This window comes from Thiopseudomonas acetoxidans, from assembly GCF_030362935.1.
GTDB lineage: Bacteria > Pseudomonadota > Gammaproteobacteria > Pseudomonadales > Pseudomonadaceae > Thiopseudomonas > Thiopseudomonas acetoxidans.
The window spans coordinates 34,878-47,277 of record NZ_JAUCDY010000001.1; the positions used below are offsets into that span (position 1 = coordinate 34,878).

The following is a 12,400-nucleotide window of genomic DNA, read 5'->3' on the forward strand; positions in this document are numbered from 1 at the left end:
TTGCAGGTTGCATTAAGCACGCTTAACTTGATAATTGTGCGGCTAGTAAACGTAACGCCTGCTCAGCTGCTGTGACTTTGTCCAACGCTTGCTGTGCGTCAGTGGGTGTTAAGTGCAAACTTTCATAAAGGCTGGCAGGTATGTCTTGGGTAACGCCTTCTTGCGCGGCTAATAACTGTGTCGCTAGGTAAGTGAGTTGTGAATAAACCGCATATGGGCCCTGATAGTCAGGGTTGTGTTGCTGGCGGATGGCCACAGTGAGTTCCTCTGGCATTTGCCAGTGTTGCATAAGCCAAGCGCCCATTTGTTCGCGGGTAATGCCCAGTAAAAAATGCTCTACATAGCAGGCTTGTAAGTGAGGATTGGCTGCAAGGTACTGGCTGATTAACGAAAAATAGGATGGAAAAATATGCGCGAGCAGTACATAACCAAAGCTGTGTAGCAATCCAGCCAAATACGCTAAGCCTGCCTCTGGGCGATACTGCCTAGGGATGGCTACAACCAAACCTTCAATGAGCGATGCGGTGTAAATGGCTTGCTGCCAATAATCACGGTTCTGGCTGGCGTTTTGACTAGGCAGTTTAAGTGTTTTGCCTAGGGCTAAACCAAGGGCGAGGTTAATGACTAAGTCAAAACCCAAGACCCTTATGATAGCGTCTTCAATAGAGCGTACTTTTCCCGGTGCTGCATAGTAAGGTGATGCTGCCCAACTCATGACCTGTGCAGCCATAGCGGGGTCGGTTTCCACAATAGCGGTCAATTCATCAACATAAGCATTGGGGTCGGTACGCAGCCTAAGTACTTTTTGCGCGGTTACAGACAAGGGTGGAATTTCCAGAGTTTCCTCTAGGCGCTGCTTAATACGCAAGGTGGTTAAAGATTGCACGGCTTGTTTGATGTGCTGAACATCGAGGTTGCTGGGCAGTAAGTTGGGGTTGGTGGCAGGCAGTTCAGCGGTAAACGCGAGTGCTTGGCTGTTTTTCATAAGTTGGCTGAATGAATCAGCTGAGATTTTTAGCAGACTGCCAGCACTGCCTGACTCAAAGAGTACATCGTCCAGCTCGGTTAAATGAGTTGCGTAAACGCAGGGCAGGTTGAGTAAGTCAGGAATGGCCGGTAAATCATGCACCTGTAAACGAACCTTTAGGCTGCTGCTGTGCTTGCTGTCGGCTTTATAATTAGCATTTAGTTGTGTGTTGAGTGCGCGTAAATCCAGTATATGGTTGCGCGCAAAAATAGCGCATAGATACTGTTCAGCATCGCGCAGCACTACGACCTGCAGTTGTTGTTGAGCAGGGGTAAGCTGAGCACTCTGTGTTTCAACGGGTATGTTTTGCTGTTTTAGTAGCCAGGCAACCTGTTCACTAGAGATGCTGGGCTGGCTGGTAGAAAAATCGGACAAACTCATAACAACCCTGTTCTCTCTTCTTTATAAGCTGCACACAGTATAGGGTTTTTTTCACCGGTTGTATAAGCACATCATGCAATCAAACTTGCCCATAATGCTGGCCGTGTTTGAGCCAACGCTCAAGCAGTGGTTCGGCTTGCTGTGGGTGGTGTTCAAGTAACTCTAATGCGGCATCGCGCACGGCAGGCAGCATGGCGGAGTCGCGCATCAAATCAGCGACTTTAAACTGCAGCAAGCCTGTTTGGCGTGTGCCGAGCATTTCACCGGGGCCGCGTAACTCAAGATCTTTCTCGGCAATCACAAAGCCGTCATTGGTTTCGCGCATGATAGCCAAGCGTTCGCGCCCAATCTGTGATAAAGGCGCGTGATACAACAGCACGCAATGACTGGCAATACTGCCACGACCAACACGGCCACGCAATTGATGCAACTGTGCCAGCCCTAAACGTTCGGGGTTTTCAATAATCATCAGACTGGCGTTGGGCACATCCACCCCCACTTCAATTACTGTTGTGGCGATCAGTAAGTGCAATTTATTCTGTTTAAAATCTTCCATTATTTGCGCTTTTTCAGCCGGTTTTAAGCGCCCATGCACCAAGCCTATGTTGAGTTCGGTTAAGGATTGGCTCAGCTCTTCATAGGTGGTTTGTGCGGCTTGGCAGGTGAGTTCGTCTGACTCTTCGATCAGCGTACATACCCAGTAGGCTTGCCGGCCTTCTAAGCAAGCAGCGCGCACCCGTTCAATGACATCGTTACGGCGCACATCACTGAGTACTACAGTGTTAACAGGCGTTCGGCCCGGCGGTAGTTCATCCAAGATCGAGGTATCTAAGTCCGCATAGGCGCTCATGGCGAGCGTACGTGGGATAGGGGTGGCGGTCATAATCAATTGGTGGGGACTCAAACGCCCCTCGACGCCTTTTTCCCGCAAGGCTAAACGCTGTTGCACGCCAAAGCGGTGCTGCTCATCGATAATGGCTAAGGCTAATCGAGCAAACTGCACCTCGTTTTGAAATAAAGCGTGGGTACCGACCACCATGGGCGCGCCCTGAGCGATTTGCTCTAACGCTTGAGCGCGCACTTTACCTTTAAGTTTGCCAGCCAGCCAAGCCACTTCAATATTCAGCGGGTTAAACCATTTTTTAAAATTTAAATAATGCTGTTCCGCAAGAATCTCTGTGGGCGCCATCAGTGCCACCTGATAACCCGCCTCAATAGCCTGCAATGCAGCTAGCGCCGCGACCAGCGTCTTACCGGCGCCAACATCGCCTTGCAGAAGTCGTAGCATGGGCTTGTTTTGCTGTAAATCCCAAGTAATTTCCTCGCCAACACGCTGCTGGGCATGGGTGGGCGTAAAGCCGAGGTTAGCTAAAAACTGTGCTGGCAGTGAGTTGGCAGCAGCCAGCATAGGGGCTTTTTGGGCTTGCAATACATTGCGCATACGCTGCATGGACAGCTGATGTGTGAGCAGTTCTTCGAAGGCAAGACGTTGTTGTGCCCAGTGTGTGCCGTTTAACAGTTGCTCTGTAGCTGCATCGGGCGGTGGTTGGTGTAAATAGCGCACGGCCTGCTCTAAGGGGCCTAGTTGATAGCTGTCTAAAATACTGGTTGGCAACCACTCTGGTAGGCTAAGGGGTGACAAAAATGCGAGTGCTTGTTCAGCTAGACTGCGCAGGCGCTGCTGGGTCAAGCCCTCGGTGGTAGGGTAGATTGCTGTGAGGCTGTCATCCAGTGTAATAGGCTGTTCGGCTGACTGGGCACGATATTCAGGATGATAAATTTCCAAACCGGTTGCCCCGGCGCGCGCTTCACCGTAGCAACGAATGAGAGTGCCTTGTTGCAGAGCGTTTTTTTGCGCCACGCTGAAGTGGAAAAAACGTAGGCTAATAGAGCCTGTAGCATCCTGGATGCGTACCAATAAACTGCGTCTGCGTCCCATCACGATATTGGCGGCCATGACCGTACCTAGAATGACTGCATCCTGACCGGGTTTCAGCGCTGCAATGGGGGTGACTTTCGTGCGGTCTTGATAGCGTGAAGGCAGATGAAATAGCACATCCTGCAGGTTTTCAATGCCGACTTTGGCCAGTTTTTCGGCCATGACAGTACCAACGCCTTTAAGTTGTGTTACTGGTATGTTTACGAGCAACGTCATAGGGCTAGCCGTTATTTTGTTGTGCCAACGGACATTGGCGAATAGCTCCCACTAAAGCGTCAATTGCTTTGGGGCGTGGAAAAGTAGCACGCCAAGCGATGGCGACAGTTCGTTTGGGTGCAGGTGCCGTGAACGGGCGCACCTCAATGACTCCGGCAGTGTAGTGGTGGCTATTCACTGCTGAGAGCGGTAAAACAGATACACCCAAACCAGAAGCAACCATGTGGCGAATGGTTTCCAAAGAACTGGCCTCAACGGTGGTATAGCGATTTTCGCCTTCTTGCGTGCTGCTTTCGGTAGGGCAGGCTTCTAATACCTGATCCCTAAAACAGTGTCCTTCACCCAGTAAGAGTAGGCTTTTGTTATTAAGCAGGCCGCTGTCAATGCTTTTCTTTTTGGTCCAAGGGTGTTGCGCGGGCAGTAAAACGCAAAATGACTCGTCATACACCGCTTTAGTTAAGACGTCGGTGTCTTGATAAGGCAACGCAATAATAATTACATCCAGTTCGCCGCTGCGTAGTTTTTCGCGCAAAATATGGGTGAAGTTTTCCTCAATATAGAGCGGCATTTCAGGTGCGCTTTGGTGCAGGTAGGGGATTAAATGCGGGAACAAATAGGGTCCCACAGTATAGATGGCGCCTACTTTTAAGGGGGCTGTGAGTTGGTTTTTCCCCGCTTGGGCAAGTTCTTTAACCATTTGTGCATGTTCAAGTACGCGTTGTGCTTGGGCAACAATGCTCGCGCCTACAGGGGTGATGCGTACAGCGCTTTTGGTGCGTTCGAAAATAAGCACGCCAAGCTCTTGTTCGAGTTTTTTAACTCCAACCGATAGTGTAGGCTGACTGACATGGCATAAGGCTGCAGCACGACCAAAATGCTGCTCTTGTGCCAGTGTAACTATGTAGCGTAGTTCGGTTAGGGTCATAGTTATTTTCCATCAAAATAGTTTTTTGTATAGTTATTAGCTCTAGCATAACCAGTTATGCGTAAAAAACATAACCTATCTGCGATTGTTGGTAGATAATCAAGCATCGTGATGCGGGCTGGGAGTAAAGAAAATTGAAAAAAAACTGTGTTTTTGTGGGCTGCGGTGCGCTGAGTATAAAGGTGGCGCAAAATTTGATTGGGAATAACTGGCAGACTTTTGGGGTGCGCCGCCATATTGACTCGTTGCCCAGCTGGATTAAACCGATACAGGCCGATGTCACAGTTGCAGACTGCCCTGAGACTTGGCCCGAACAGAAACTGGATTATCTAGTCATTGCCCTAGCACCAAATGAGCGTAGTGAAGCAGCTTATCGTAATCTGTATGTAGATGGGCAGCGTAATCTGTACCAATGGTTGGCGCAGCACCAACAACAACCGAAACGAATATTCTTTGTTTCAAGCACCGCGGTTTATGGTCAGTCTGCTGGCGAGTGGGTCGATGAGTTGTCGATGACTGAGCCTGAGCGTTGGTCAGGGAAGGTAATGTGTGAAGCCGAACAGGTGGCGTTAAACAGCGGTTTTCCGAGTACTATTGTGCGCCTGGCCGGAATTTATGGTGGTAAGCGGCAGGCTTTTTTACAGCGTGTGAAAGAAGGTTACCATGCAGATGGTTGCACGAATCGCTTTACCAACCGCATTCATGAGCAGGATGCAGCCGATTTAATCAGTCATTTAATTGGGCTAGATGCGCAAGGTGTGTTGTTGCAATCGGCTTATCTTGGCGTAGACGACTTGCCCGTTGAGCAGGCGCAAGTGGTGAGCTGGTTACAGCAGCAACTGGGTGTGCACAGTGTGGCAGAGAAAGTGTTGCAGCCGGCTGGCGGCAGCAAGCGTTGCAATAATGCGCGTGCCAAAGCAACCGGCTGGAAGCCTAAGTATGCTGACTATCAGCAAGGCTATCTTGAATTGATTTAGTTCGGTTGGCTAATGTGCATGATGGCGTCCATTTCTACTTCAGCATTACGCGGTAGAGAGGCTACGCCAACAGCAGCGCGTGCAGGGTAGGGTTGGGTAAAGTAGCGCCCCATAATTTCGTTGACGGTGGCAAAGTTGTTGAGGTCAACGAGGAAGATATTCAGTTTGACTATGTCGTTTAGTGTGCCACCGGCGGCTTCGGCGACGGCCTTGAGGTTATCGAAGACTTGTGCAGTTTGTGCGCTAAAGCCTTCGACCAGCTCCATGGTTTCTGGCTGCAATGGAATTTGTCCCGATAAGTAAACCGTTTGCCCCACTTTAATGGCTTGTGAGTAGGTGCCTATTGCTGCTGGGGCTTGGTCGGTACTGATCACGGATTTGCTCATCTTGCTTCCTCTTTTACTATGCTTTGTTGCGGATAATGCGGGTGACGCCGGCGAGGCTGCGTAGTTTGCGCATGACGCGGGCTAAATGTACGCGGTCGCCTAAGCTGATGCTGAGCTGGACGATGCTCATGCGGCCATCACGTTCATCAACGCTGATTTTTTCAATATTAGCGTTAGCCTCACTAATAGTGGCGGCTAACAGTGCAATGAGTCCGCGCTGGTGTACTAGCTCAATACGCAGATCAACACTAAATTCACCGGCAATGTCTTTGGCCCAGCTCAGTGGAATACATTTATCAGGCTGGTTACGAATATCGGCAACGTTCTTACAGTTGTCTCTATGCACCACCATGCCTTTACCAGCGGACAGGTGACCGACAATTGGGTCGCCGGGAATTGGCGTACAGCAGCGTGCATAGTTAAGCACCATGCCCTCAGTGCCATGGATAACCAGAGGTGCTTCGGCGGTTGAGCAGAAATCTGCAGTGTTTTCGGTCAGCAAGCGGCGCGCTACTAAGTGGGCGGTACGACTACCCAAGCCAATGCTTTCGAGCAGATCATCCAGCTCTTCTTGTTGGTATTCATCCAACAAAGCTTGAATGCGTGACTGTTCGATGTCGGCCAGCTTTGTGCCCTGAGCATCCAGCGCTTTTTCCAACAGGCGAGCACCTAGAGTGACTGACTCTTCACGCTGTTGCTGTTTGAGTGCATGACGAATATGGGTGCGCGCTTTACCTGTGACGACAAAATTAAGCCATGAAGGGCTGGGTCGTGCTGTTGGGCTGGTGATAATTTCAACGGTTGCGCCACTTTCCAGCGGTTGCGACAGCGGCGCCATGCGCCGATTGACGCGGCAAGCCATGCAACTGCTGCCTACATCGGTGTGAATCGCATAGGCAAAATCGACCGGAGTCGCGCCTTTAGGTAATTCTAAGATGCGTCCTTTAGGCGAGAACACATACACTTCGTCGGGGAATAAATCGATTTTGACGTTTTCAATAAATTCCAACGAGTTGCCGGCATTTTTTTGCAGTTCCAACAAGCCCTGTACCCACTGGCGTGCTCTGGCATGGTTGTTACGTTTTTCCTCGCCATCGCTTTTATACAGCCAGTGCGCTGCAATGCCCTTGTTAGCTAACTCTTCCATTTCGCGGGTGCGAATCTGAATTTCAATCGGCACCCCGTGCATACCAAATAAGGTGGTATGCAGAGATTGATAACCGTTGGCTTTAGGGATGGCGATGTAGTCTTTAAAGCGACCGGGAATCGGCTTGTACAAACTATGCACCGCACCGAGTACGCGATAACAGGTGTCGGCCTTGTCTACGACAATACGGAAAGCGTAGACATCCATGATTTCATTGAAGGATTTACGCTTATCGCGCATCTTGCGATAAATGCTGTAGAGGTGCTTCTCACGCCCACTGACTTCGCCAAGCATTCCTTCGCGGGTAAGGCAGTTAACAATAGATTCTTCAATCTTATTAACAATTTCCTTGCGGTTACCCCGTGCAGCTTTGACTGCGGACGCAATACGTTCAGCGCGCATGGGGTGCATGGCTTTGAAGCCTAGATCCTCAAACTCAGCATAGATGCTGTTCATGCCTAAGCGGTTGGCAATGGGGGCGTAAATTTCTAAAGTTTCTTTGGCAATTCGACGACGTTTTTCGGCATTGAGTGCACCCAGGGTGCGCATGTTATGCAACCGGTCGGCGAGTTTGACCAAAATCACGCGGATATCGCGCGCCATGGCCATGGCCATTTTTTGGAAGTTTTCCGCTTGTGCTTCAGCCTTGGTGCCGAATTTCATTTGCGTCAGCTTACTAACACCGTCAACGAGGTTGGCGACGCTTTCGCCAAACTGACCCACCAACGCTTCTTTAGGAATGCCGGTGTCTTCAATCACATCGTGCAGCATTGCGGCCATCAGGCTTTGATGATCCATGTGCATATCAGCAAGGATAGTAGCCACAGCCAAAGGGTGGGTAACATAGTGCTCACCACTGCTGCGCAACTGACCATCATGAGCCTGCTCGGCATAGTAATAGGCGCGGCGCACCAGATTAACCTGCGCGGGCTCTAAATAGTCTGCTATCTCTCCTGCTAAGCGCTCAACTGCCGGCATGCATCAAATCCTGGGAATTATTGGTTAACGCTGTCGTCAAAAGCTGCAAACAAAGGTTCGCTCGCTGCAAAAAGCTCTTCTTCGGCAACTGTTTGCTTGTTAACCAGACCTTCTGCAATTTCGCGTAAAGCCAATACGGTGGGCTTGTCATTTTCGACTGCAACTTTAGGCTCTTGGCCTCCGGTAGCAAGTTGACGCGCACGCTTGGTTGCTAGCATGACTAATTCAAAGCGGTTATCGACGTTTTCTAAACAATCTTCAACGGTTACGCGAGCCATATAAAGTTATCCTCAGGTTAAATTATCCAATTAGGGTCGTGCATTTTAGCACAGTTAAGACACTTGTATGAGGTGCTTGGCTGTTAAAATATCGATTTGCTTAGCGAGCGCATAAATCAGCGTGTTACCTACCTAAGTTGGTCGGGTTATGTCGCGCAGTCAGGCAGTAAATGCACTAGTATGAATAAACAGGTAAAACACTAACGTAAGCTAGGAGAGCAGTATGCATGTGTTGGTTCTAGGTGCCGGGGTTATAGGAGTGAATACTGCTTATTATTTGGCGCAGCATGGCTTTAGTGTGACCGTGATTGAACGCCAAGCTAGTGTGGCACAAGAAGCCAGTCTTGCGAATGCTGGGCAGGTTTCATCGGGTTATGCCACGCCATGGGCAGCCCCGGGTGTGCCACTAAAAGCACTTAAGTGGTTATTCCAGCAAGACGCGCCCTTAGCTATCCGTATGATAGCGGACTGGCAGCAGTACCGCTGGATGTGGCACATGTTGCTCAATTGTACGGCGGCTCGTTATGCACAAAACAAAGAACGCATGCTGCGCTTGGCTGAATACAGTCGCCTCTGTTTGGATGAGTTGCGGCGCACGACAGGGATTGAGTATGAAGGGCGGCAATTAGGCTTAATCCAGCTCTTTCGTAGTCAGCGGCAGTTTGATGATGCAGCCAAAGATATTGCGGTGCTGGAAGAAAGCGGTGTGCCGTATCGATTACTTGGCCGTGATGAAATTGCCCAGGTTGAGCCTGCTTTAGCGGCAACTAAAGAACAGCTAAGTGGGGCGTTGCATTTGCCTAACGACCAAACCGGCGACTGCTATTTGTTTACACAGAGGTTGGCTGAGCTGGCTGCGGATGTAGGCGTTGAGTTTCGTCTAAACAGCGAGGTGCAAAGTTTGGTGCGTGAAGGCGATACATTAGCGGGCGTTTATGTTGCTGGTGAGCTGATTCGGGCAGACCATTATGTAGTGGCATTGGGCACTGAATCGCGCCGACTGCTGCAGCCCTTGGGGATCGATGTGCCGGTTTATCCACTCAAGGGCTATTCATTGACCTATGCTATTACCAACGCTGAGGCAGCGCCGCTCTCCACTGTACTGGATGAGACTTACAAAGTGGCTATTACGCGTTTTGACCAGCGCATTCGTGTCGGCGGTATGGCAGAAATAATAGGTTATGATTTGCGCCTTAATCCAAAGCGACGTCACACGCTCGAGAAGGTCGTTAACTCCTTGTATCCAGAGGCGGGTGTTAGTCAACAGGCTGAGTTTTGGGCAGGACTACGACCGGCAACCCCTGATAGCACGCCCATACTAGGCAAAACAGCCTACCGTAATTTATTTTTAAATACCGGTCATGGCACGTTGGGCTGGACAATGGCCTGCGGTTCAGCGCACTATTTGGCCGATTTGATAGCCAATAAACGCCCTGCCATTAGCACAGCAGGGTTAGATATTTCCCGCTATCTGTAATAAATCTGTTTTGTTAAGGACCTCTATGCGACCGGCGTACGCACATATTGATTTGGCTGCCTTGCGGCATAATTACCAGCTCGCTAAGCAGTTTAGCCCTAATAAGGCGCTAGCTGTGGTCAAGGCGGATGCATATGGACATGGTGCTGTACAGTGCGCGCAGGCGCTGACAGATTGCGCCGATGGTTTTGCAGTGGCTTGCTTAGAAGAAGCTATCGAGTTACGCAGCGCAGGAATTAAACAGCCTATTTTACTGCTGGAAGGTTTTTTTCATGCGGACGAGCTGGCGCTTTGTGTCGAGCATGACCTGTGGTTAGTTATTCATGCCCACTGGCAAATAGAGGCGTTAACGAGATCGCCGTTAAAGCAGCCTATCAACTGCTGGCTAAAGATGGACTCAGGTATGCACCGAGTTGGGTTTTTCCTGCATGACTTTGTCGGTGCTTACCAGCGCTTGCGCCAGTGCGCTAATGTGGGGCAGGTTGTAGCCATGACGCATTTGGCACGGGCTGATGATGTGCAGAGTCCTGCTGCCAGCCAGCAGTGCGCTGTGTTTAGTCAGGCGATAAAGCAACTAGGCGTGCCTACCAGCCTGAGTAATTCAGCAGCGGTATTAGCTTGGCCGCAGATAGTCAGCGATTGGACGCGCCCCGGCATTATGCTGTATGGCAGTAATCCATTATTAAAGCCTACTGAGGTTACCCAGCAGCTTAAGCCAGTGATGAGTTTGCAGTCACGCATTATTGCCGTACGTGAATTGCCGGAAGGCGAAGCCATTGGCTATGGCGCGCGCTTTGTAACACAAAAAGCCTCCCGCATCGGCGTGGTGGCTATGGGTTATGCTGATGGTTATCCGCGCCACGCACAGGATGGCACGCCCATGCTGGTTGAGGGGCATCGTGCGGGTCTGGCCGGGCGTGTGTCCATGGATATGCTCACCGTTGACTTAACTGACTTGCCGCAAGCTGGTGTGGGCAGTGCAGTTGAGTTGTGGGGTAAACATATTTCTGTCGACGAGGTGGCGCATTGCGCAGATACGATTTCTTATAGCATGCTTACGAATATTAAGCGCGTGCAGAAAAACTATTTAAATGCTGACTTAAAAGCCGAGTAGATTTACATACAAACGGTGCTGGGTATACTAGCGAGCGTGGAATTTTGATACATTTATTCTGTCTAGAATAACCAATAAAGGGGATAACCTGTGAATCTGATTAAAAAACTATTTCTGATGCCAGCTGCGGCGTTAATTTTAATGACGGGCGTAGCTCAAGCGGATACCGATGAAGCGATTTCAGAGCGTTTAAAGCCAGTAGGAACAGTCTGCATTAAAGGTCAGGATTGTAATGGCGGTGATGTTAAAAAAGCACCGGTACAAGCCGAAACTGAGTCTACAACAGAAGCTGCAGCAACAGACACCGCAGTAGAAGCACCTGCAGAACCAGTTGCCGCTGCCAGCGCAGGGCGTTCGGGTGAGCAAATAGCAACACAATCGTGCAACGTATGTCATGGTACGGGAATACTGGATGCGCCCGTTGTAGGTGATAAAGCCGCTTGGGCTGCACGTGCTGATGCGGCTGGTGGCTTGGATGGACTGCTGAAGATTTCTAAAGAAGGTAAGGGCGCTATGCCACCTATGGGAACGTGCGCAGACTGTACGGATGCTGAATTAATAGCAGCTATCCAAAATATGTCTGGCCTGTAAGGCAGACCAAAAAGCCGTTCGAGCGCTAACCAGAATGGCTTTTGTTAGCGTGTATGGCAAGCAGCTGTTGGATACTTTAGCCGTAGCCTAGGATGCGTGGTCACCGCAAAAGTGTTATCATTCTCATTTATAAGCAGGCGAACGTACCGCTCAAGTGAAGTGTGTTTAGCCTGCATTTTGCCTTGTCTGATGTTATTGGAGAAAAATTATGGCTTTTGAATTACCCGCTTTACCCTATGCACAAAATGCACTGGAACCGCATATTTCTGCAGAAACTCTGGATTACCACCACGGTAAACACCACAACGCTTACGTGGTTAACCTAAATAACCTAATTCCAGGAACAGAGTTTGAGGGCAAAAGCTTAGAAGAGATCATCAAAACCTCATCTGGCGGTGTGTTTAATAACGCTGCACAGGTTTGGAACCACACCTTCTATTGGAACTGCTTATCACCCAACGGTGGTGGCGAGCCAACAGGCGCATTAGCTGAGGCGATTAACAAAGCCTTTGGTTCTTTTGAAAAATTCAAAGAAGAATTTACCAAAACTGCAATTGGCACGTTCGGTTCTGGTTGGGCTTGGTTGGTTAAAAAAGCTGACGGTAGCGTAGCGTTAAGCAGCACTATCGGTGCTGGCTGCCCGCTGACTACAGCAGACAAAGCGTTGCTGACCTGTGATGTGTGGGAACACGCCTACTACATCGACTACCGTAACGCACGCCCTAAGTATGTTGAAGCTTTCTGGAATCTTGTTAACTGGGATTTCGTGGCGGCAAACTTTGAAAACTAAGCGTTAACGCATTGCTTAGCCAAAAGCCCAGTGTTAATACACTGGGCTTTTTTGCTTTATAAGGTATATTCTTTCTGTGAGGCTGGTTTACGCTGTTCCTGACTGTCGTGCCAACATTATTCAGCCTGTCCTTAAGGCGGCATAATCAAGTGCTAGCGTCTTAATACATTTTAC

Annotated in this window: 11 protein-coding genes; 5 read left to right on the forward strand and 6 right to left on the reverse strand. The window is 49.8% G+C overall.

Annotation, left to right across the window (positions count from 1 at the left end):
• Nucleotides 1–22 precede the first annotated feature (22 nt).
• From QEZ41_RS00160 to QEZ41_RS00170, 3 genes are all read right to left on the reverse strand, one after another.
• Nucleotides 23–1,408, reverse strand: coding sequence for an aminoacyl-tRNA deacylase and HDOD domain-containing protein (locus QEZ41_RS00160; RefSeq protein ID WP_289409263.1), 1,386 nt, complete (start codon nucleotides 1,406–1,408; stop codon nucleotides 23–25).
• Between the two features lie 79 nt (nucleotides 1,409–1,487).
• Entirely contained in the window at nucleotides 1,488–3,563 is a 2,076-nt protein-coding gene (gene recG / locus QEZ41_RS00165; protein WP_289409264.1) for an ATP-dependent DNA helicase RecG, read from the reverse strand.
• Between the two features lie 4 nt (nucleotides 3,564–3,567).
• On the reverse strand, nucleotides 3,568–4,488 hold the full coding sequence (locus QEZ41_RS00170) for a hydrogen peroxide-inducible genes activator (protein ID WP_289409266.1): 921 nt from the start codon (nucleotides 4,486–4,488) through the stop codon (nucleotides 3,568–3,570).
• Nucleotides 4,489–4,682: 194 nt separating this feature from the next.
• Between QEZ41_RS00170 and QEZ41_RS00175 the strand changes: the two genes are divergently transcribed.
• Nucleotides 4,683–5,465: a Rossmann-fold NAD(P)-binding domain-containing protein gene (locus QEZ41_RS00175; RefSeq protein WP_289409268.1), complete on the forward strand. Its 783-nt coding sequence runs from the start codon at nucleotides 4,683–4,685 to the stop codon at nucleotides 5,463–5,465.
• Here QEZ41_RS00175 and QEZ41_RS00180 read toward each other — a convergent pair.
• From QEZ41_RS00180 to rpoZ, 3 genes are read right to left on the reverse strand one after another with little or no spacing between them, the layout of a single operon-like run.
• Nucleotides 5,462–5,851, reverse strand: coding sequence for a RidA family protein (locus QEZ41_RS00180; protein ID WP_289409270.1), 390 nt, complete (start codon nucleotides 5,849–5,851; stop codon nucleotides 5,462–5,464). The two genes, QEZ41_RS00175 and QEZ41_RS00180, sit on opposite strands and share 4 nt — an antisense overlap.
• Nucleotides 5,852–5,867: 16 nt before the next feature.
• Complete coding sequence (spoT, locus tag QEZ41_RS00185; RefSeq protein WP_289409271.1) at nucleotides 5,868–7,976, reverse strand: bifunctional GTP diphosphokinase/guanosine-3',5'-bis pyrophosphate 3'-pyrophosphohydrolase; 2,109 nt, start codon at nucleotides 7,974–7,976, stop codon at nucleotides 5,868–5,870.
• 17 nt (nucleotides 7,977–7,993) lie between these two features.
• Nucleotides 7,994–8,254 (reverse strand): DNA-directed RNA polymerase subunit omega, encoded by a 261-nt coding sequence (gene rpoZ, locus QEZ41_RS00190; RefSeq protein ID WP_289409272.1) that lies wholly within the window; start codon nucleotides 8,252–8,254, stop codon nucleotides 7,994–7,996.
• A gap of 223 nt (nucleotides 8,255–8,477) precedes the next feature.
• On the opposite strand from rpoZ, the gene QEZ41_RS00195 reads away from it, so the two are divergent.
• The 4 genes from QEZ41_RS00195 (at nucleotide 8,478) to sodB (ending at nucleotide 12,226) form a co-directional block, all read left to right on the forward strand.
• Complete coding sequence (locus QEZ41_RS00195) at nucleotides 8,478–9,731, forward strand: D-amino acid dehydrogenase (RefSeq protein WP_289409274.1); 1,254 nt, start codon at nucleotides 8,478–8,480, stop codon at nucleotides 9,729–9,731.
• Between the two features lie 25 nt (nucleotides 9,732–9,756).
• Nucleotides 9,757–10,845, forward strand: coding sequence for an alanine racemase (alr, locus tag QEZ41_RS00200; RefSeq protein ID WP_289409275.1), 1,089 nt, complete (start codon nucleotides 9,757–9,759; stop codon nucleotides 10,843–10,845).
• A 90-nt stretch (nucleotides 10,846–10,935) separates the two neighbouring features.
• On the forward strand, nucleotides 10,936–11,436 hold the full coding sequence (locus tag QEZ41_RS00205) for a c-type cytochrome (RefSeq protein ID WP_289409276.1): 501 nt from the start codon (nucleotides 10,936–10,938) through the stop codon (nucleotides 11,434–11,436).
• Nucleotides 11,437–11,644: 208 nt separating this feature from the next.
• Nucleotides 11,645–12,226, forward strand: a complete 582-nt coding sequence (gene sodB / locus QEZ41_RS00210; RefSeq protein ID WP_289409277.1) for a superoxide dismutase [Fe] — start codon at nucleotides 11,645–11,647, stop codon at nucleotides 12,224–12,226.
• The last annotated feature ends 174 nt before the right edge of the window (nucleotides 12,227–12,400 follow it).

Coding starts and splice junctions, on each gene's coding strand:
- QEZ41_RS00160 (WP_289409263.1), bottom strand. CDS start 1,408: ATGAGTTTGTCCGATTTTTCTACCAGCCAGCCCAGCATCTCTAGTGAA.
- recG (WP_289409264.1), bottom strand. CDS start 3,563: ATGACGTTGCTCGTAAACATACCAGTAACACAACTTAAAGGCGTTGGT.
- QEZ41_RS00170 (WP_289409266.1), bottom strand. CDS start 4,488: ATGACCCTAACCGAACTACGCTACATAGTTACACTGGCACAAGAGCAG.
- QEZ41_RS00180 (WP_289409270.1), bottom strand. CDS start 5,851: ATGAGCAAATCCGTGATCAGTACCGACCAAGCCCCAGCAGCAATAGGC.
- spoT (WP_289409271.1), bottom strand. CDS start 7,976: ATGCCGGCAGTTGAGCGCTTAGCAGGAGAGATAGCAGACTATTTAGAG.
- rpoZ (WP_289409272.1), bottom strand. CDS start 8,254: ATGGCTCGCGTAACCGTTGAAGATTGTTTAGAAAACGTCGATAACCGC.
- QEZ41_RS00195 (WP_289409274.1), top strand. CDS start 8,478: ATGCATGTGTTGGTTCTAGGTGCCGGGGTTATAGGAGTGAATACTGCT.
- alr (WP_289409275.1), top strand. CDS start 9,757: ATGCGACCGGCGTACGCACATATTGATTTGGCTGCCTTGCGGCATAAT.
- sodB (WP_289409277.1), top strand. CDS start 11,645: ATGGCTTTTGAATTACCCGCTTTACCCTATGCACAAAATGCACTGGAA.